Raw genomic sequence first — 20,201 nt, forward strand, 5'->3', positions numbered from 1 at the left:
CTCTGCGGCACCCCCCCGCGGACTCAGCGGGCCTGGTTGCGGGCGCTGCCCCGCTCGAACTGGCTGGCCACCGGGAAGTAGCTCTCCAGGAAGGTCATGACGACCCGGCCCTGCTCCTCGGCGTCGAGCTTGCCGTGGTGGGTGTCGTTGAGGCAGAACGTGTCGTAGCCCCGGGTCGTCAGGATCTGGGTCAGCTGCGGGTGCTCCTGCGGCTCGCCGGTGTTCACGTAGCTCATCCGGATGCTGCCGGGCACGGAGCGCCCGGTGAGGTAGCCGAAGTAGTGGTGCAGCGAGGACGCGACGGAGACGTCGGAGTGGGCCCGTAGCTGGGACGCGGCGGTGAGCTTGACGTCGTCGGCGAACTGCCGGTCCAGGTCGTACGCGACGCTGCGGCTCATCGGATAGGGCGCGTGCAGCAGGCCGTGGGTCAGCGTACGACCGTAGGCGTTCCGGATCAGCCGACGGTTGTTCTTCGCCGCGCTGAAGTTGAAGTCGTCCTCCTCCTGGACGTCGAGCATCGGAATCGGCGTCGGTGAAAGGAAGAACTTCGCCATCCCGGTCGGGTGGAAGAACAGCGTCGGAGGGACCGGACGGCCCAGGAAGAAGTCGTCGTTGAAGTAGAGGAAGTGCTCGGCGAGGCCGTCGATGTGGTGCAGTTGCGACTCGATGGCGTGCGAGTTGAACGTCGGCAGGGTGCCACGTCCGTCGAACAGCTCGCGGTGGTCCACGACGGTGATCCGGGGGTGGTCGGTGTCGAGCCAGGCCGGGGTCTGCCCCGCCGTCACCACGTAGATGTCGCGCACCCACGGCGCGTACATGTCGATGGAGCGCAGCGAGTAGCGCAGTTCGTCGCGATCCCGGAAACGGGCCGATCCGTCCGCGGCCGCGAGCGGCTCCCGGCCCAGCTCCGCGAGGACCCGGTCCTTGGCCGCGCGCCACCGCGGGTCGCCCCCGTCCACCCACGTGTAGACCACGTCGATCGGGAAATCCACATCGGACGTCAGCCGATGGGTGAAGGGCTCGATGGTGGGGTGCTCCCGCCCCCGGACGGTCAGCGTGGCCGGTGTCATGGCCGCCACCGGGACGCTGGAGCCGAGCAGCGTGGCGCGGGTGGCGACCAGCGTCGAGCCGTCCTGTGACGGGGTCCAGAACTCCAGGTCACAGCCGAGCGCGGGTCCGTACCGCAGGGTCCGCGACGACGACACCACCGGCTGGAACAGCCGCAGGCCGACGGCCTCGGCGGCGCGGCTCTCGGCGGTCAGGCACGCGGCGAGGCTCACGGCCGTGACCTTGGCGCCAGTGGTGAGGGTCTCGACGTAGAAGGGCGCGGTGGAGAACTCCTCCGCCAGAGCGGCCAGCACCGCGTCGCGATCCGCCAGGGCCACCACCACCCGGTGCCGGACGCCGTGGTCGCGCGCCACCCAGTAGGGGATGCCCCGCCCCCGGAGGAGATCGGTCACCGCCGCGAAGTTGGCGTAGGCGGCATCGGCGGGCGTCATGTCGTCCCGGACGACGCTCAGGCGACCGCCGGCGCGGACCAGCCCCGCGACGGTCTCCTGGATCCGCCCCTCGACGGTCGCCACGTCCGGCCCGCTCGTCACCTGGCCGGGACGCGGTGCGGCGGGAGCGAAGCCGGATCCGCCGGTGCGTCCGATCCACGCCGCGAGCCGGTCGGCCCGTGCCTGCTCGCCGTCGGCGCGCGTCGCGATCAGCTCCTCGTAGAGCTGCTCCCAACGCTGCATGATCGGCTCGATGCGGTAGTCGCCGGCGGCGCGGAGGGCGCTGGCCCCGAAGTCCTGCCGCAGACGCTCGTCCGCGATGAGCCTCGTCATCGCGTCGGCCAGGCTGTCGATGTCGCCCGAGCTGACCAGGAAACCGTTCTCACCGTGGGTGATGATCTCGGCCGGACCGGTCTGGATGTCGTACGCCACCGCGGGCACGCCGGCCGCGAACGCCTCGAGCAGCACCAGCGGGAGCGCCTCCCCGTCGCGCGAGGAGAGCAGCGCGATGCTGGTCTTCGACCACTCCTCCACCATCCGGCTGGTCGGGCCGAGCACCTGGACGTTGTCCGACAGACCGAGGTCGGCGGCGAGGCCGCGCATCTCCGGAAGCAGCGGACCGTCGCCGAAGATCCGCAGCGTCCAGTCCGGGTACGTGTCGGCGACCGTGCGGAAGGCGCGGATGGCGTGGTCGATGCGCTTCTCCGGCACCATGCGACCCGCCACGCTCACGACGGGGTTCCGGAGGGTGGACCGGGGGCGGAACCCGTCGGGGATGCTGTTCGGGATGACCTCGATCCGTGGGCAGGACGAGGCGAAGGTGTCGACGAACCAGTCCCGGGTGCGGTAGGTGAGCACCACCAGCGCGTCCAGTCGGGGCGCGAACTGGAACAGCGGCTCGCCGGTCCCGCCCCGCAACTGCGACGGCCGGTGCTCCTGGTGCACCGTCACCACGGACGGTGGCGCCAGCGTGGTGGCCATGGCCATCAGCGCCGGCGAGGAGGAGACGAGGACGTCGGTCTCGAGCGACCGCAGCACCCGGTCGATCTCCAGGTCGGCCAGGCGGCTGCCCTGCTTCTCCCAACGGGCCGGCATCAAGCTGCTCGGGCTGCGGTACAGCGCGGCGTACGTCTCGTCGTCGACGCTCGTCGGCCGGGTCGGTCGCGGCGCCGGGCCGGTCAGGTCGACGAGGTACCGCATGCGTACCCGCTCGTCGGCCTGGAAGAAGCTCTCGTGGCTGGTGCGGTAGACGCTGATCACCTCGACCGTGTGGTGCCGCGAGAGGTGGTCGGCCTGGGTGAGGATGGCGCGTTCCGTGCCGCCCATCGCATCCGCGGTCAGCAGGAGGAATGTGATCTTCAACTCGGTGTCCCCGTGAAACGTGTGAAGCGGAGGCAGGCGAACGCCAGGTTGCCGGCTGCGGTGTAGTAGGGGCGGTAACCGACGAACCGGTCGCCGTCCAGGGGCAGGCTGGCCCGGCTGACGCGGAGGACCGTACGCGGGTCGGTGAGGTCGTGCAGGAATCGGCCGAGCCGGACCATCCGGGTGGCGGAGGTGCGCACCCAGGCTTCCCAGATGATCTCCTCGCCCGGCTGGTCCGGCACCAGCTCGCCGAGGGGTACGACGAACTCGAAGTGATCGTCGACCGCCTCGACGGGCACGACGACGTCGGCGCCACCGCCCCTGGGCGAGAGGACCACCGCCGGAGCGTCCTGCGGCCGTACGCCGACGAACCGGGCGCGGACCCGGGCCTCGGTGCGGCCGGTCGCGAGCTGAACCACCTCGGCCCGGGCGCGTGCGCCGGTGACCGTGAGCTGCGCGAGACCGTTGCCGCTGCGGCCCGGTCGGTACAGCCACCCGGACACGGGGTGCGGCGGGTTGCCCACCGTCGGTCCGTCCCGGTCCGGGGTCTCGTCGACCGCCAGGGAGAAGCGGCGCTCACCTCCGGAGCCGGCGGCCACCGCGAGCCCCACCGACCAGGTGCCTTTGCCCAGCGGAACCTCGTCGGCGGAGTCACCGAGACGGGCCACCACCTCCACGGCCAGCCGACCGTCCTCCCGCCCGACCGTCGCCGGGCAGCGGAGCGTGTGGCCCTCGCGGACGAAGAGGAGCTCGGCCCGGTCGGCCGGGTCGGTGCCGTCCGGCAGCACCGCGTGCACGTGCAGCGTGCGCCCGTCGAGCACGGCGAAGAAGCCGCACTCGGCCGGCGGCAGCCCGGCGACCGGGTCCTGCCGCAGGCGGGTGACCCGCTCGACGAGCCGGTCGGTGACCAGGCCGGCGCGGCGGCGGGCACCGTGCATCGCCTGTAGCAGGCGGGGCTGCGCCAACCGGTTGGCCGGTTTCATCGGACCCGCTCGGCTTCATCGGCCGCCGTGCCGACCGCGCCAGGCGCGAGGGCCTGCGGACCGGGGACCGCGGCGGCCTCCGGAAGGTACGCCGCCGCCCGCGCCGTCGCCGTCATCCTCGCCCGCTCCGCCTCGACCTTGGCCGGCAGCTCGAACGGCGCCCGGAACGGGAAGTACGCCGACAGGAAGTCGGTGAGCATGGCGAGCTGCTCGGAGAGGAGGACCTCGCCCGAGTCGGTGTCGTTGAGGCAGAACACGTCGCAGTGCCGCCGGGCTAGCAGGTTGGCCAGCTTCACCGGGGTGGACGGGTGGGCCAGGTCGGCGTACGTGTACTTGATCGACCCTGGCACCGCCTGGCCGGACAGGAACGACCAGTAGTGCTGCAACGAGGAGGGGATGGACAGGTCCTCGGGGTGCCGGAACTGGTGGCCGGCGGTGTCCAGCACCTCGGCCGGCAGGTGCCGCTCGATGTCCTCCAGCACGCTCCTGCGCAGCGGGTACGGCACGTGCCGCATCTTCTGGGTGATGGTGCGCCCGAACCGCTCCTCGATGTGCCGACGGTTGTTCTTGCCGGCCGCGGTCACCGGTGCGTCGTGGACGGTCGCCGGGCCGACGTCCAACTGGGCCGACGAGGGGAAGAACTTCGCGATGCCGTTGGCGTGGAAGAACGTGGTCGGGAGAAGTGGGCGCCCGAAGAACATGTCGTCGTTGAGGTAGACGAAGTGTTCGCTGAGGCCCGGGATGAGGTGCAGCCGGGACTCGATGGCGTGCGAGTTGAACGTCGGCAGCCGGCCGGTGTCACCGAAGATCTCGCGGTGGCGCACCACCCGCACCATCGGGTGCTCGACGTCCAGCCACGGCGGGATCTGGTCGTCGGTCACCAGATAGATCTGCCGGACCCACGGCGCGAACGACACCACCGAGCGCAGGGAGTATCGCAGTTCGTCGCGGCTGGCGTAGCGGGAGGCGTGCGTGCCGGCCATGTTGATGTCGGCCTGCCCGTGCTCGCGCAGGGCGGCGTTCTTTCGGGCCTGCCAGTCGCTGTCGTCACCGTCCACCCAGGTGTAGACGACGTCGATCGGGAAGGTGACGTGTTCGTATCCGAGGCCGGCGAACTCGGCCCGGGTGCGGTAGGTGGCGGACTCCCCGGCCGGGACGAAGCGGCTGAGCCGGGACGCCGGCACCGGGATCGTCTCGCCCTTCTCCGGCAGGGCCGCCGCGACCTGGTTCCCGCGCGGCGCCACGAGTTCCGTCCCGGGCTTCTCCGTCGGCGACACCGTACGCCAGAACTCGACCTCGCAGGCGAAGGCGCTGCCGAGGACGGTGTGCCCGAAGGGGTCCGTGACGGCGTGGAAGACCAGCGCGATCGCGTCGGGGTGGTCGGCGTCGACCGCGCGGCGCCCAGCGTCGACGAAACGCAGGGTGACCCCGTCGGCCGAGGTGGCCCGGCCGAGCGCCTGGAGCGCCTTCGCCTTGTCCTTGCGCGACACGGCGACGGCGCTGCGCAGGTCGTCGGCGGGCCGGAGGTGGAAACCGTCGATCCCGGCCTCGTCGAGCGCCCGGGTCACCAGGTCGACGTTGCGCTGCCGCAGGGCCAGCGGCGTCGCCTCCTCGATGACCCGCGCCTGGACCTGGAGGCCGTCGAGGTCCCGGACCCGGCGCAGCTCACCGGGCGCGCTCCGGGATCGGCGCGCGGTGACCCGCGTCAGCCGACGGACGAGCCAGAGCTGCCGCTGGGGCGGCACGAGCTGGATGAGCCGGTCCCGGTATGCCTTGGGCACCACACGGTGGGCACGCAGCATCATCCCCGGCCGCCGTTCCGGCGCGTCGGCGCGCCACCCGCGTCCCGGCGGCGCGGGCGGGCCAGGCCGTCGCGTTCCGACCGCGAACGGCCAGCGGTCACCCTGCTCTCCACGCCATGCCCCCGTTTCCTGCAGTCGACCGGCGAACGGTCGACGTCGTCACCTCGGTTGTGCGGACACGCCGCATGGACGGCCGGCTCAGGCACGCCGGTCGCGCAGCCGAAAGGTACCAGTGTGCTCTATATCCGGACACCCTCTCCTCACCTCGGGGTCACTGTCCGTTCGGGCTACATCGGACAAATGGCGCCACTGATGCGTGTCGCCCGTGCCGGCTCCGCGCGGAGCGTCACTGTACGGACGAGCAGGCCCGCCCGGCTTCGGTGACCTGGTAGATCCGCACGTGGCCCTCCCGGCGGACCAGGGTCAGTCGGTCGCTGTCATCGAGCCGCCGCTGCTCGTAGTTCGCCTGCCAGCCCTCGTAGTCGCGGCCGCCCACCACCACGTACTCGATGCCGAACCGGCGCACCGTGCAGCCCTGGTTCTTCGGCGCCTTCTTGTTGTTGACGAGCCAGCTGAGCGCCCGCCACCGGTCCGTGTAGTTGTCCCGGGCGGCCTTCTCCAGCGGCGGGATGCCGAACAGGGTGGGCGTGCCGTAGTTGGCGTAGGACCAGGTCATGAACTGCCGGTGCCGGTCGTACGCGACCACCCTGCCCGGCGGGGTGTGCTCGGCCAGCCACTCGAAGGCCCGGGTGTAGCTCTGCCCGACCGGCGCCCGCTGCACCATCTCCTGACGCAGCGGACGCCACGTGTTCGGCACCAGGGCGAGTGTCGCCAAACTCAACACCACGAGCGAGGCCGTCGCCGCGGCGGGCACGACGGATCCGCGCAGCGTCCGGGCGCGGGCGACGAGCCGCACCAGCAGCCACTGGATCCCCAGCCCGATGACGACCGCGCCCGCCACGGTGAGCACCCCGTACACCGGGAAGATCATCGAGCGCGGCCGTTCGCGGACGCCGTACCAGAGGCTCGCCAGGAACTGCGCGGGCGCCGAGTCCGACGCGACGGTCCAAATCCCGATCAGCGTGAACACCACGCCGGCCACCAGCCACGGCCGGGCCCAGCGCACCTGCGGCAGCACCAGCGACAGCGGGGACGCGAGCAGGCAGGCGATGGTGATCCAGAGACCGATCTGAACGGGCAGCACGCTGAGCTGGAAGTCGGCGCCGCCCGGCACGGGGTAGCCCAGCAGCACGTAGCGCTGCGGATCGGTGACCCAGTACTCGACCGCCTTGCCCCACTGGCCGAGCAGGCTGGGCGGTTCGCTGAGCCGCTCCCCGCCGGCGCCCAGGATGACGCCGAGCAGGGGCAGGATCGGGACGAGACCGGCGAGCGCCGTCGCGCCCACCCCCGCCGCGCTGCGGCGCCAGGCCAGCGTTTCTCTGATCAGCAGGAGCAGGCCCAACGCGAGCACCCCGATGAAGAGCACGTCGTACGAGTGCGTCATCACGATGCCGGCGGACGCGAGACCGGCCATCAGGCCGAGCCGTACCGGATGCCGGCCGCGCAGGGCGAGCGCGATCAGCAGGGCGACCCCACCGGCCAGGCAGGGCGCGGTCTGCTCGTTCACCCGGCCGGTGAGCAGCGAGGTCCACGTCGGACCCAGAAAGACCGGGGCGGTGGCGGCGGCGGCCGCGATCACCGGCCCCCCACGGAGGACCCGGACGCAGGCGTAGATGCCGGCGGCCAGGGCGAGTGGCCCGACGACGATCGCCCACGCGGTCATCGTCGTGCTCATCAGCCCGCCGGACAGGTGGGTCGCCTGCGCCCAGGCGATGTTCTCCGCGAGGGGGTAGAACTCGCAGGAGGTGACCGTGTCGGTCGAGCCGGAACTGCACGCGGAGGTGATCTCGACGCTGCCGGTGTCGAGGATGCGCCGGGTCAGGTACCCGTGGTTCATCGCGTCCCAGCCGGGAGTGGCGCCGAGTCGCCCCACCATCGCCCAGCCGTAGGCCATGCCGATCACCGCCGGCACGGCGACACCGATGAGGTCGGCGCGGCGCGGCAGGACGGGCCGCAGCCGGAACCGCGACGCGAGCGAGCGGCCCCGGTCGCCGTCCGCGCCGTCGGCCGCAGGCTCCGCGGCCGACGACTGTCGGTTGACCAGACCGCGGGTCACCAGCCGGGACAGTACGATCGCTGCGCCGGCCACGAGCAGTTCCACGACGAGTACCGCCGTGGCGCTGTGGGGCAGTCCGAGCGCGGGCAGCCACGCCATCGCCAGCGCGATCAGGCCGAGGGTCAGCGCAGGAGAGGCCGCCCACGCGGCCCACCGGTAGCGCCCCGGCGGCAGGGCGAAGCCGAGCAGAGCCCCAGGCACGACGGCCACGACGAGGGTGATGAGCGTCGTCAAGAATGTTCCTTCCCCGCGGCGGCCGCACAGACGCGGCGCGGCCGGAACAGTACAGGAACGGGTCCGCACGGGTGGGGCCTGCTGCTCCAGGTGCGGGGCCCGCCAACCGGACCAGCGAGGAACCCGCGCCACGGTGCCCCGGGCGGATGCCGGTGGGCGGGAACGTCCCGCCGTTCCGGTGGCCGGCCGCGCCCTCCCGGCCGCGCCGGGTGTACCACCGGAATTGGCCATCCCCGCGTTGGGTACAGACGTTGGCTCCGCCCTCCCGGCTGCGACCGGCCGTCTTCGGGCAGCCGGCGTCGGTGCCCGGAACGCCCGTCGGCTGCGGTCGGCCGGCTTCGGGCCTGGTGCGCGGCGGCGGGGAGCGTGGTGGTCGTCAGCGGCCGGTCGAGAAGAGGCCCGGCGGCGGCGGGTTGGAGCCGGTAGCGTCCGCGTCCTGGACGACACCCGCGCCGCCGGCGAACCGGTCCAGGTCGGCGCCGGCGACGACCCGGCCGGGAAACCAGTCGCCGGCGGCCCGCCGGGTCAGTTCCGGCACCGGCGGCTCGGTCCGCCCCGCCAGCAGCACCAGGTTGCCGTACCGGCGCCCCCGCAGCACCGCCGCGTCACCGATCAGGCAGGCGTGAGGGAGCAGCGAACGGACCGTGGCGACCTGCCCGCGGGCGTGCCGCAGCGGCGGCCCGTCGGCCAGGTTGGCCAGGTACCAGCCGTCCGGGCGGAGCACCCGGGCCACCTCGGCGGCGTACTCGACCGAGGTCAGGTGTGCCGGGGTGCGGGCACCGGCGAAGACATCGGCCACCACCACGTCGTAGCTCGCGTCCCGGCTGCCGGCCAGCGCCTCGCGCGCGTCGGCCACCCGTACCCGCAGTCGGGGATCGGCCGGCCAGGGCAGCACCCGGCGGACCAGGTCCACCAGCGCGCCGTCCACCTCCACCACCCGCTGCGCGGAGCGGGGTCGGCTGGCCGAAACGTAGCGCGGCAGGGTGAGCGCTCCGCCGCCGAGGTGGAGAACCCGCAGCGGGGCGCCCGGCGGGGCGATCAGGTCGATCGCGGTGGCCAGCCGCCGGACGTACTCGAACTCCAGGTGAGTGGGGTCGGTGAGGTCGACGTGCGACTGCGGGGCGCCGTCTAGCAGCAGCGTCCACGAGCCCGCCCGGTCCCCGTCCGGCACCAGCTCGGCCTCGCCGGTGTCCACCTGCTCGACCACCCGGTCCCCGGCCCGCTTCCGTCCCACCGGCCCAGTATCCCGGCCGCTCCGACCCGCCTCGCAGGCGGTGGACCGGAAGCGGGCGTCAGGGACGGGTGGCCCCGGCCCGCGCGGCGGCGGTGAGCACCCGGTGCAGCAGCCGCGCGTCGCCGAGCAGCGCCCGCAGCCGGCGCTCCAGGCCCGCGATCGGGATGAGGTTCTGCGGCGCCCGCGGGTCCTTGTACGGGGTGGAGGCGAACCGGGGCAGCGTCACCAGCGACAGGTCGGCCAGCGCCACCGCCTCGTCGACGCCCAGCTCGGCGGAGCACTCCATCCGGACGATGCCCGCCCACGGCGCGCCGAGGGCCACCGGCAGCCGCAGGTACCACGACCAGCCGCCCCACGCTGTGCCGAGTCGGAACACCGGGGACCGCTCGCCGGCCGCCAGCCCGGTGACCACCGCCGTGAGCCGGGCGTCCAGGTATTGGCTGTGCTGCGTCTTGATGTAGCCCAGCGTGCGCGGCAGCTGCCGCCGGTTGCGCAGCGGGCCGTCGACCACCAGCAGGTCGCCGTCGCTGCGGGCCGCCCCGGAGACCTCCACCTCCAGCGCGGTCAGCGGCCCCTGCACGGCGGCGGGGAGCTTGTTCAGCTCGCCCGTGCCGCTGACCCGGTGCACCGGGTAGCGGACGCTGCCGGCGACCACGTCCACCGCCGACGGGCTGGCGGTGAAGAGGCCCCGGCCGACCTTCGCGCCGGCGAGCCGCGCCGCGCCGCGCTGCAGGTCGCACCGGACCACCCCGGCGGCGTACGAGGCGGCCAGGCCGGGGAAGGAGGCGCCGTCGTCCTCCGCCGTCCACACGCTCGCGTCGATCCGGCGCACCCCGTCGACCAGCAGCACCACGTCGGGGGCGCGCACTCCGGGGCGGGGCCCGATGGCCCGCCAGTCCACCGCGGGCAGCTCGGCGTCCGCGTCGACCTGGGCGCTGCTCGGCGCGGCGGGACCGCCGCCGGACGCCTCGAACGAGGCCCCGTACGCCGGGTCCCAGGCGTCGACGAAGAACCGGGGATCGGTCACCGGAGCGAGCCTCCCGTCGTGGCCCGGGGGACGCCGCGGCGGCCCCCGTTCACCGGCCGGTCCGCTCGACGCGGGCCGACCGGGCGTCCTTGCTGACCTCGTAGCGGACCGGGATGCGCTCGGCCAGCGCCGGCACGTGGGTGACCACCCCGACCATCCGGTCGCCCCGGGCGGCCAGGCTCTCCAGGGTGGCCGCCACCGTGTCCAGGGTGGCCGCGTCGAGCGTGCCGAAGCCCTCGTCGAGCACGATCGACTCCAGGCTCGCCGCGGTGGTGGACATGCCGGCGAGCTGCTCGGACAACGCCAGCGCCAGCGCCAGCGACGCCTGGAAGGTCTCGCCGCCGGACAGCGTGCGCACGCCCCGGCGCAGCCCGGCGTCGTGGTGGTCGACGACGAAGAACTCGCCCTTGTCGTGCACCAGGTCGTACTGCCCGCCGGACAGCTCCCGCAGGATGCCCGACGCGCCGTCGACCAGCAGGTCCAACGCCTCGGCCAGCAGCCACCGCTCGAAGTTGTTGGCCCGCAGGTGCCCCGCGAGGGCCCGGGCCACCTGCGCCTCGTGCTCGTACCCGGCCCGCTGCTCGCGCAGCCCGCCGGCCTGCTCGCGGCGGCGCTCCAGCTCGCGCAGGTCGCCCTCGGCCCGCTCCAGGGCGCGGTCGGCGGCGCGTACCGGATCGTCGGTGGCCGGCAGCCCGGCGGCGGCGAAGATGCCCGCGATGCGCTCGCCGACGCCGGCCGCCACCGCCTCGGCCTCCGCCACCGCGGCGGCCCGCCCCGCCCGCTCGGCGCGGCGGCGCTCCGCCTCCGCGCCGGCCCACCCGGTGAGGGCCGCCCACGCCGCGCCGAGGTCGTCGCGGTCGGCCGCCGGCGGCCCGAACCGGGCCAGCCCGTCGCGGGCGGCGTCGAACGCCCGCCAGGTCGCGCGCAGCCGCTCCTCGGCGGCCTCCACGGCCGCCCGGGCCCGGCGGGCCGCCTCCCGGCCGGCCCGCACCGCCGCCGCCGACTCGTCCAACGCCCGGCGCAGCCGCGCGTGGTCGTCCAGCTCGCGGCGCAGCACCGCCGGCTCCGCCGCCCCGGCCAGCTGCCCGTCCAGCTCGGCCAGCCGGGCGTCCAACTGGTCCTGCCGGGCCCGCGCCCGCACCAGCACCCGCTCCAGCTCGCGGGCCGCGGCGTCGCGCTCCGCCACCACCGCCTGCGCGGCCTTCGTGGCGGCCCGCGCCGCCCGGCCCGCCGCCGTGGCGGCGGCGACCGCCGAGTCCGCCGGCACCACCGGCACCCTCGCCACCGTCTGCTCGCAGACCGGGCAGGTCGCCCCGTCGCGCAGGTGCGCCCGCAGCGCCACCGCCTGGTCGGTCGCCTTGGCCTCCTCGTGGGCCCGGAAGGCGGCCTCCAACTCGCCCTCGGCCCGCTCGGCCGCCGCCCGCGCCTGCGTCAGCGCGGTCACCGCCGCCGCGTGCTCGCCCCGCGCTGCGCCCACCGCCGCGCGGACCGTCTCCGCCTCGCCGGCCAGCTTCTCCCGGTCGGTGTACGCCCGCAGCAGCAGCCGCAGCGCGCTCTCGTCGCCGGCCGCAGCCAGCTCGCCGCGGAGCTTCTCCTCCCGCTCCTCGGCCAGCGACACCGCCGTCGCCGCCTCGTCCGCGCCCGCCCGCGCCGACGCCACCGCCCGGGCCACCTCGGCCACCCCGTCGGGCGCGCGCACGGCGGACAGCACCGCCAGGTCGGCGTCGAGCGCGGCCAGCGCCGCGCCCGCCTCGCGCGCCGTCTCCCGGGCCGCCGCCAGCTCCGGTACGGCCGCCGCCACCGCCCCGACCAGCTCCCGCATCCGGTCGACCTGCCCGGTCGCCGCCGCCAGCGCCGCGTCGTCGACGTCGGCGAGCCCGGCCAGCGCCTGGTCGACCGCCTCCAGCTTCGCCTCGGCCTGCGCGGCCCGCGCGGTCGCCTTCTTCTGCACCTCCTCGTAGACCCCGAGACCGAGCAGGTTCACCAGGATCTGCTGCCGGGTGGCCGGCTTGGCGTGCAGGAAGTCCGCGAACTGCCCCTGCGGCAGCACCACGCAGCTGGTGAACTGCTCGTACGGCAGCCCGACGGCCTCCAGCACCGCCTGCTCCATCTCGGCGGGGGTGCCGGCGACCACCTCGCCGAGATCGTCGGGGCTCAGCCCGGTGTCGAGCTTGGTCACGTCGAAGCCGGCCGGCATGAGCTGCAACCCGGCGTTGGCCGTCTTGACGTTGCCCCGCCCGTCCCGGCGCACCACCCGGGTCGCCACGTAGCGGGACCCGCCGGACTCGAAGACCAGCCGCACTCGCGCCTCGGTGGCCGACGGCGCGAGGGCGTTGGCCAGCCCCCGGGTGCCGCCCCAGCGGGGCACCGTGCCGTAGAGGGCGAAGCAGATCGCGTCCAGCACCGTCGACTTGCCCGAGCCGGTCGGCCCGACCAGGGCGAAGAAGTCGGCGTCGGTGAAGTCGATCGTGGTCTCGTCCCGGAAGACGGTGAAGCCCGCCATGTCGAGCCGCATCGGCCGCATCAGTGCTCGACCTCCTCGAAGAGCTCGTCGAAGAGCTCCCGCACCCCGTCGTCGGTGTGCCCCCGGCTGTCCAGGTAGTCGGCGAAGAGCTGCCGGGGCGAGCGGCCGGCCCGCTGCGCCACCCGGGCGCCGCCGCCCGGGGCGGGCACCAGCTCGGGGTCGATGCGGATCTCCAGGGCGCGGGGCAGCAGCTCCTGCACCTCCTCGCGCAGCCCGGCGCGGGGCTGCTCCCGCACGTACACCCGCAGCCAGGCGTCCGGCACGTCCATCTCGGCGAGCTGGGCCAGGGTGCCCCGGACCGTGCGCAGCGTGGCCGCCGCGACCACCGGCACCTCGCGGACCTGCGCCGCCGTGGTCGCGGTGACCTCGACGACCGTCACCGACGGCACGTTCTCCTGCTCGCCGAAGTCGACGGCGAGCGGGCTGCCGCTGTAGCGGATCGGGCAGGGGCCCTGGACCCGCTGCGAGCGGTGCAGGTGGCCCAGCGCCACGTAGTGCGCGGTGCCCGGGAAGACGGTCGCCGGCACCGCGTAGCCGAGCACGGTGTGCGCGTCCCGCTCGCCGCCGCCGGTCGCCGCGCCGACCACGGTCAGGTGGGCGGTGACCAGGTGCACCCGGTCCGGCTCGGTGAAGCTCTCGGTCAGCCGGCCCAGCACCCGGCCCAGGTGGTCGGCGTACGTCTGGGAGGCCTCGGCGGCGGTCAGCTCGTACATCTCCACGGCCCGGATGGCGTAGCGCTGGGAGAGGAACGGCAGCACGGCCAGCCGCCAGCGCTCGCCGCCGGCCGTGGTGCCGTCGACGACGTGCTCGTCCGGGTTCTCCCGGACGCCGCCGCGCAGCGTGATCCCGGCGGCCTCGGCCCAGGGGCGCAGCGCGTCGAGGGCCTGGCCGTTGTCGTGGTTGCCGCCGATGGCCACCACGTCGGCGCCGGTGCGGCGCAGCGCGGTCAGGGCCCGGGTGACCAGCCGGGTGGCCTCGGGCGTCGGCGCGGCGGTGTCGTAGAGGTCACCGGCGACGATGACCAGGTCGGGCCGCTCGGCCCGGGCGACGTCGATCACCCCGGCGAGGACCTGCTTGTGCTCCTCGGCCCGCGACTGGCCCTTGAGGACCTTGCCGACGTGCCAGTCGGAGGTGTGCAGGATCTTCACGGTGCCAGCCTTCCGTTCGCGACTGTGGGGCTCGCAGGCTCACTCCTCGCGCTCACCGGTCCCCCTAGAACGGGATGTCGTCGTCGCTGGCGCCGCCGCCGGAGCCCACCACCGCGAACGGGTCGGCGGACTGGGTGATCGACCGGAGTGTCTCCGACGGCGCCCGGCCGGCCTCGGAGACCCGGGTGGCCCAGGCCGGGAACGGGAATTCCAGGCAGAGCGGCACCGGGATGTCGGGCTGGTTGACGAACATCGTGCCGGGCTTGGCCAGCAGCGCGCGCTGCCGCTGGGCGGGCGGCAGGAAGCCGTACTCCGGGCGGGACGCCTCGGCCGGGTCGAGCCGGCCGACCACCCGGATCGCCGAGTTGGTGACGATCCGCCGCTCCACCTCGCTCGCCGTCTGCTGGGCGCCGACCAGGATCACCCCGAGCGAGCGGCCCCGTTCGGCGATGTCGAGCAGCACCTCCTTGATGGGGGAGGAGCCCTCGCGGGGGGCGTACTTGTTGAGCTCGTCGAGCACCACGAAGAGCAGCGGCTTGGCGGTGCCGGCCTTCTCCTTGCGCTCGAACTCGCTCTTGAGCGTCACGCCGACCACGAACCGCTGCGCGCGGTCCGGCAGGTTGTGCAGGTCGACCACGGTGACCTGGGCGCTCTCGGCGGTGTTGATCGAGTGCGGGCGGCGGGTGGCCAGGTCGCCCCGGATCAGCCGGGACAGGTCCTTCTTGCTGCCGATCAGCCGGCGGGCGAACGCGTTGACCGTGCCCAGCCCGACCGCGCTGCCGGCCCAGTCGGAGCGGGTCTCGTCGTCGTTGAGCTGCTCGACGACGTGGTCGACCAGGTCGGCGTACGAGCCGAGCCGCACCCCGTCGATGCTCACCCCGCCGTCGGCGGGCTGGGCGTGCCGGGCCAGGTGGGCGGCGACCGAGTGGACGACCATCGTGTACTGCTGGCGCTCGTCGTCGGCGTCGGCGAACACGTAGGGCAGCAGGCGGTCGGCGCAGAACTCGGCGAGCGTCCAGTAGAAGCTGTCCACCCCGGTGAGCCGGCTGCTCACGTCGGGCGTACCGGAGGAGTCGCCGACCCGGGGCGGGGCGTAGACCCGCACGTCGGGGAACGCGCCGGCGGTCAGGCCGAGCTTCGCGTACGCGGCGCGGGTGGCGTCGTCGAGCCGGGTGTTGGGATGGTCGAGGAAGAGCAGGTCCTCGCCCTTGACGTTGAAGATGAGCGCCTTGGCGTTGACGGCGTCGCCGCCGAGCACCCCGGAGCGGAAGACCGAGTAGAGCAGGAAGGTGGCGAAGCTCGTCTTCGTGGCGACGCCGGAGATGCCGGAGATCGACACGTGCGCGCCCCGGCTGCCGTCGAGGAAGTCGGCGTTGAGGTAGACCGGCACCCCGTCGCGGCCCATCCCCATCGGGATCCGCCGCTCCATCCGGTCGAAGTGCAGCGCCCGCGCCCGGGCGTCGCCCTCGGCGCGGTGCACCACGGCACCGGGCGACGGCGGCACGTAGAGCTCCGGGTCGACGCGGGTGGTGGTGATCTCGGCAGCCTCCTGCACCTGCGCCGGCAGCGTGCCGTCGGCGATGGCGAAGACGTCGGAGTCGAACTGGGCGCCCTCGTGCCGGGCGCGCACCTGGGTGACCACCCCGGCGATCGTCACCGGCTCGCGGTCGGGCAGCTCCCGGCGGGTCACCACGACGTCGTCGAGCTGGAGGTAGCTGCCGGGGGAGACCGCCGTCCAGAACTGCAGGGGGGTGGCGTCGGCCGTGCCCAGCACCCGGCCGACCTCCTCGCCCGGGCCGTCGAACCCGTCGTCAGTCATCGGGCAACTCCGGTCGGCTGGTCGTCGCGGTCGGGGCACACGTGGTGCATCCTGCCGCAGGAGTACGACAGGTTGCCACGCGACGCGGCGGACGCCACGCACCCGGCCCGCCACCCCGTCGCAGGGTGCCCGCCCGGCCACGCTCAGTCGCGGGCGTAGCGGAGCATGAGGACGCCGTCGGCGGCGGCCAGCACGTGCCGCAGCGGCAGGTGGCGTACCTCGCTGGCGTCCCCGGCGGTGATCCGCCCCGGGCCCGCCCCGGCGAGCAGCGGGGCGACGGTGAGGCAGACCTCGTCCACCAGGTCGGCGGCGGTGAGCGCGCCGAACAACCGCGGCCCGCCCTCGCAGAGCAGCTGGTCGAAGCCGCGGCGGCGCAGCTCGGCCAGGCCCGCAGCGAGGTCCACCCGGTCGTCGCCGCAGCGCACCACGTCGGCGACGTCGGTCAGGCCGGGCGGCGCCGCCGCGTCGGACCGGGTGAGCACGACGGGCCGCGTCGGCGCGTCGGCGAACGCCGCCTGCGCCGGGTCGAGGTCGAGCGAGCCGGAGACGACGACCAGGGTCGGGTACTCGGGCAGGCCGTGCTCCCGGCGCCATGCCCGGCGCCGCTCGTCGAGCCGGACCGCGCGGTAGCCCTCGTGCCGCAGGGTGCCGGCGGCCACGACGAGGGCGTCGCAGAGCATCCGCAGCAGGCCGAAGACGCGCTTGTCCGGCTCGCCGGAGAGCCCGGCGGAGTAATCGTCGACGGCGACCGCGCCGTCGACGCTCGTCACGAAGTTCACCCGCAGGTGGGGGCGGTCCGCGCGCCCGTAGCGGGCCGTGAGCGCGGCGTCGTCCAGGGGCTGCGCCGACGGCTCCGGCCAGAGCGCCGAAATCGGGATTCCGACGCTCATTCGCCGGCCGGACCGGTGACCGGAGGGGTGGGTCGGGGGGTACGGTGCTGGCAGTCGCACCAGTTCCGCCCCGGACAGTCGTCGTGCCGTCTCGCCCGGCACGCTCGGCAGATCATGCTCGCAGCCTATGCCGAGGAAGGATGGGACAGCATGCCGCGTCAGATCTTCCAGCTGAAGATTTCCCTGGCCGGGGTCCGGCCGTCCGTCTGGCGCCGGGTGCTCGTCCCGGGCGGCTACACGCTGGACCGGGTGCACCGGGTGGTGCAGCACGGCATGGGCTGGCGGGACTGCCACCTGCACTCGTTCGAGATCGAGGGCCGGCAGTACGGCGAGCCCGACGCCGACGGCGAGCTGGCCCTGCGCGACGAGCTGGACGTCCGGCTCGACGCGGTGGTCGGCAAGGGCAGCCGGTTCCACTACACCTACGACTTCGGCGACTGGTGGGAGCACGACCTGGTGGTGGAGGACGCCTTCACCGCCGACCCCGACGAGCGCTACCCGTCCTGTCTGGACGGGGAGCGGGCGTGCCCGCCGGAGGACGTGGGCGGGCCGCTCGGCTACCAGGCCCTGTTGGCCGCGGTGGCCGACCCGGGCCACCCCGAGCACCGGTCGATGCGGGACTGGGTGGGTGAGCGCTTCGACCCGGCAGCCTTCGACGCCGGCCGTGTCGCCACTCTGCTGCGCCGCTTCTGCTGAACGCGCCACCGCCGGCCGGCTCCGAGTCGTGCGGCGGCGGCCGCGGTAACGATCTGGGAACGCTCCCATTCGTTCGTTGACACCCCCGGACAGCCCCGACATGCTCGTGGCAGCGCTGCCTGCCCCGCTGGCGTTCCCGTCGTCCGCCCGCGACACCGCGGGATCATGGAAGGTGCCGTCACGCCGTGAGCAACCCCGCCACCCCGCCGGCCGTCGGCGTCCTCGCCGACCGCCCGTCGCTGGCCTTCCCGCCCGGCTTCATCTGGGGCGCGGCGACCGCCGCGTACCAGATCGAGGGCGCGGTGGCCGAGGGCGGCCGGACCCCGTCGATCTGGGACACCTTCAGCCACACCCCCGGCCGGGTGGTCGCCGGGCACACCGGCGACGTGGCCTGCGACCACTACCACCGACTGGGGCCGGACGTCGCACTGATGGCCGAGCTGGGGCTGAGGTCGTACCGGTTCTCGGTCTCCTGGCCCCGCGTGCAGCCGGGCGGCTCCGGCCCGGCCAACGCGGAGGGGCTGGACTTCTACCGGCGGCTCGTCGACGAGCTGCTGGCGCACGGGATCGAGCCCTGGCTCACCCTCTACCACTGGGACCTGCCGCAGCCGCTGGAGGACGCGGGCGGCTGGCCGGCCCGGGACACGGCCGCCCGGTTCGCCGACTACGCCACGCTGGTCGCCGACGCGCTCGGCGACCGGGTGCGCTACTGGACCACGCTGAACGAGCCGTGGTGCTCGGCGTTCCTCGGCTACGGCTCCGGGGCGCACGCGCCGGGCCGCTCCGACGGGGCGGACGCCGTCCGGGCCGGGCACCACCTGATGCTCGGCCACGGCCTCGCCGTGCGGGCGCTGCGCGCGGCCCGGCCGGCCGCCGAGGTCGGGGTGACGGTCAACCTCTACCCGGTCACCCCGGCCAGCGACGCGCCCGCCGACGTCGACGCCGCGCGGCGCATCGACGGGCTGGCCAACCGGTTCTTCCTCGACCCGCTGCTGCGCGGGTCGTACCCGGCGGACCTGACAGCCGACCTCGCCCGGGTCACCGACTTCGGGCACGTACGCGCGGGCGACCTGGCGACCATCGCCACCCCGCTGGACCTGGTCGGCGTCAACTACTACAGCCGCCACGTCGTCGCCGCCCCGGTGGCGGGCGCCGAGCCGGAGCCGTACTGGCGGGCGCCGTCCTGCTGGCCGGGCAGCGAGGACGTCCGCTTCGTCACCCGGGGCGTCCCGGTCACCGACATGGACTGGGAGATCGACGCCCCGGGCCTGGTGGAGACGCTGCGCCGGGTCCACGAGGAGTACACGGACCTCCCGCTCTACGTCACCGAGAACGGCGCCGCCTTCGTCGACGCGGTGGTCGACGGGCGGGTCGACGACGTCGACCGGGTGGCGTACTTCGACGCCCACCTGCGTGCCGCGCACGAGGCGATCGGGGCCGGCGTTCCTCTGCGCGGCTACTTCGCCTGGTCGCTGATGGATAATTTCGAGTGGGCCTGGGGCTACACCAAGCGGTTCGGGATGGTCTACGTCGACTACGACAGCCAGGCCCGGATCCCCAAGTCCAGCGCCAGGTGGTACGCCGAGGTGATCCGACGCAACGGTCTGGCCGCACAATAGGCGAGGGCCAGCCAGCAACGGGCGGCCCCGGCAACCACCCGCCCGGGGGTGGGGCCGGGGCCGGCCCGCCGTCGGAGGAGCAGACGATGACAACGCAGCGCACCCGGTCGCTCGGGCGCCCGACCCTCGACGCCGTCGCCGCCCGCGCCGGCGTCGGCCGCGGGACGGTCTCCCGGGTGGTCAACGGCTCACCGCAGGTGAGCCCCGAGGCGCGCGCCGCCGTGCAGCAGGCCATCGCCGAGCTGGGGTACGTGCCGAACCGCGCCGCCCGCGCCCTGGTCACCCAGCGCACCGACTCCGTCGCCCTGGTCGTCTCCGAGTCCGGTGACCGGGTCTTCACCGAGCCGTTCTTCGCCGGCATCGTCCGGGGTGTCAGCTCGGGGCTGCTGGAGACCCCGTTGCAGCTCTGGCTCGCCATGGTGCAGTCGCCGATCGAGCGGGAGCGGGTCGAGCACCACCTGACCAGCCAGCACGTCGACGGGGTCCTGCTGCTGTCGCTGCACGACTCCGACCCGCTGCCCACCCTGCTGGAGGAGCGCGGCCTGCCCACCGTGCTGGGCGGGCGGCCGGCCCGGATGCTCCAGCCCGGCGCGCAGCCCGCGTACTACGTCGACGTGGACAACGTCGGCGGCGCCCGCCAGGCGGTGGAGCACCTGGCCGGCCGGGGGCGGCGGCGCATCGCCACCATCGCCGGCCCGCAGGACATGGGCGCCGGCCTGGCCCGCCTGACCGGCTACAAGGAGGCAATCCAGGCCGCCGGGGGCCGGGTCGACCCTGACCTGATCGCGTACGGGGACTTCAGCGAGGGCAGCGGGGCGGCCGGGATGCGCCGGCTGCTGGAGGTCTGCCCCGACGTCGACGCCGTCTTCGTCGCCTCCGACCTGATGGCGTTCGGCGCGCTGCGGGCGCTGCGCGAGGCGGGCCGGCGGGTGCCGGAGGACGTGGCGGTGGTCGGCTTCGACGACGCCCCGATCGCCCGGCAGTCCGACCCGCCGCTGACCACGGTCTTCCAACCGGTGGAGGAGATGGGCCGGCAGATGGCCCGCCTGCTGGTCTCCCGCATCCGCGGCGAGAAGCTCCCGTCCCCCCACCTCCTCCTAGCCACCAACCTAATCAACCGCGCCACCTCCTGACCCCCCCACCCCGCGGACCATGCCGCTGATCATGAAGTTGTTGGCGATGACATCG

The 20,201-nt window shown here is 74.3% G+C and carries 13 protein-coding genes; 3 read left to right on the forward strand and 10 right to left on the reverse strand.

The annotated features are described in order from the left end of the window. Positions 1-23 precede the first annotated feature (23 nt). From ACGF5C_RS02010 to ACGF5C_RS02055, 10 genes are all read right to left on the reverse strand, one after another. Positions 24-2,861 (reverse strand): stealth conserved region 3 domain-containing protein, encoded by a 2,838-nt coding sequence (locus ACGF5C_RS02010; protein ID WP_393295834.1) that lies wholly within the window; start codon positions 2,859-2,861, stop codon positions 24-26. Then, positions 2,858-3,844 carry a hypothetical protein gene (locus ACGF5C_RS02015; protein WP_393295836.1) on the reverse strand — a complete coding sequence of 329 codons (987 nt, stop codon included), beginning with the start codon at positions 3,842-3,844 and terminating at the stop codon, positions 2,858-2,860. Before ACGF5C_RS02015 ends, ACGF5C_RS02010 begins: the two co-directional genes overlap by 4 nt. Further along, a complete protein-coding gene (locus tag ACGF5C_RS02020) occupies positions 3,841-5,625 on the reverse strand; it encodes a stealth family protein (RefSeq protein WP_393295838.1) in 1,785 nt (594 codons plus the stop codon). Before ACGF5C_RS02020 ends, ACGF5C_RS02015 begins: the two co-directional genes overlap by 4 nt. 367 nt (positions 5,626-5,992) lie before the next feature. Next, positions 5,993-8,056: a DUF6541 family protein gene (locus tag ACGF5C_RS02025; protein WP_393295840.1), complete on the reverse strand. Its 2,064-nt coding sequence runs from the start codon at positions 8,054-8,056 to the stop codon at positions 5,993-5,995. 376 nt (positions 8,057-8,432) lie between these two features. Next, a complete protein-coding gene (locus ACGF5C_RS02030) occupies positions 8,433-9,290 on the reverse strand; it encodes a spermidine synthase (RefSeq protein WP_393295842.1) in 858 nt (285 codons plus the stop codon). Positions 9,291-9,348: 58 nt separating this feature from the next. After that, positions 9,349-10,317, reverse strand: a complete 969-nt coding sequence (locus ACGF5C_RS02035) for a hypothetical protein (protein WP_393295844.1) — start codon at positions 10,315-10,317, stop codon at positions 9,349-9,351. A gap of 49 nt (positions 10,318-10,366) precedes the next feature. Then, a complete protein-coding gene (locus ACGF5C_RS02040; RefSeq protein ID WP_393295846.1) occupies positions 10,367-12,841 on the reverse strand; it encodes an AAA family ATPase in 2,475 nt (824 codons plus the stop codon). Further along, complete coding sequence (locus ACGF5C_RS02045; RefSeq protein ID WP_393295848.1) at positions 12,841-13,989, reverse strand: exonuclease SbcCD subunit D; 1,149 nt, start codon at positions 13,987-13,989, stop codon at positions 12,841-12,843. The genes ACGF5C_RS02040 and ACGF5C_RS02045 overlap by 1 nt, the downstream gene beginning before the upstream one ends. Positions 13,990-14,053: 64 nt before the next feature. Then, positions 14,054-15,808, reverse strand: a complete 1,755-nt coding sequence (locus ACGF5C_RS02050) for an ATP-binding protein (RefSeq protein ID WP_350711645.1) — start codon at positions 15,806-15,808, stop codon at positions 14,054-14,056. A gap of 143 nt (positions 15,809-15,951) precedes the next feature. Then, on the reverse strand, positions 15,952-16,698 hold the full coding sequence (locus tag ACGF5C_RS02055) for a pyrimidine reductase family protein (RefSeq protein WP_393295850.1): 747 nt from the start codon (positions 16,696-16,698) through the stop codon (positions 15,952-15,954). A 150-nt stretch (positions 16,699-16,848) separates the two neighbouring features. On the opposite strand from ACGF5C_RS02055, the gene ACGF5C_RS02060 reads away from it, so the two are divergent. The 3 genes from ACGF5C_RS02060 to ACGF5C_RS02070 all read left to right on the forward strand — a co-directional run bounded on the left by ACGF5C_RS02060 (position 16,849) and on the right by ACGF5C_RS02070 (position 20,146). Beyond that, the gene (locus ACGF5C_RS02060; RefSeq protein ID WP_393295852.1) at positions 16,849-17,394 is read left to right on the forward strand and encodes a plasmid pRiA4b ORF-3 family protein; all 546 of its coding nucleotides are present in this window, start codon (positions 16,849-16,851) and stop codon (positions 17,392-17,394) included. 185 nt (positions 17,395-17,579) lie between these two features. After that, positions 17,580-19,013 (forward strand): GH1 family beta-glucosidase, encoded by a 1,434-nt coding sequence (locus ACGF5C_RS02065; protein ID WP_393295854.1) that lies wholly within the window; start codon positions 17,580-17,582, stop codon positions 19,011-19,013. 86 nt (positions 19,014-19,099) lie between these two features. Beyond that, positions 19,100-20,146 (forward strand): LacI family DNA-binding transcriptional regulator, encoded by a 1,047-nt coding sequence (locus tag ACGF5C_RS02070; protein WP_393295856.1) that lies wholly within the window; start codon positions 19,100-19,102, stop codon positions 20,144-20,146. Positions 20,147-20,201 lie beyond the last annotated feature (55 nt).

Source organism: Micromonospora sp. NPDC047620, from assembly GCF_043205005.1.
Lineage (GTDB): Bacteria > Actinomycetota > Actinomycetes > Mycobacteriales > Micromonosporaceae > Micromonospora.

Bases quoted from the DNA above. Each gene is read 5' to 3' on its own strand.
- ACGF5C_RS02015 (WP_393295836.1), bottom strand. From the start codon at position 3,844: ATGAAACCGGCCAACCGGTTGGCGCAGCCCCGCCTGCTACAGGCGATG.
- ACGF5C_RS02040 (WP_393295846.1), bottom strand. From the start codon at position 12,841: ATGCGGCCGATGCGGCTCGACATGGCGGGCTTCACCGTCTTCCGGGAC.
- ACGF5C_RS02050 (WP_350711645.1), bottom strand. From the start codon at position 15,808: ATGACTGACGACGGGTTCGACGGCCCGGGCGAGGAGGTCGGCCGGGTG.
- ACGF5C_RS02055 (WP_393295850.1), bottom strand. From the start codon at position 16,698: ATGAGCGTCGGAATCCCGATTTCGGCGCTCTGGCCGGAGCCGTCGGCG.
- ACGF5C_RS02060 (WP_393295852.1), top strand. From the start codon at position 16,849: ATGCCGCGTCAGATCTTCCAGCTGAAGATTTCCCTGGCCGGGGTCCGG.
- ACGF5C_RS02070 (WP_393295856.1), top strand. From the start codon at position 19,100: ATGACAACGCAGCGCACCCGGTCGCTCGGGCGCCCGACCCTCGACGCC.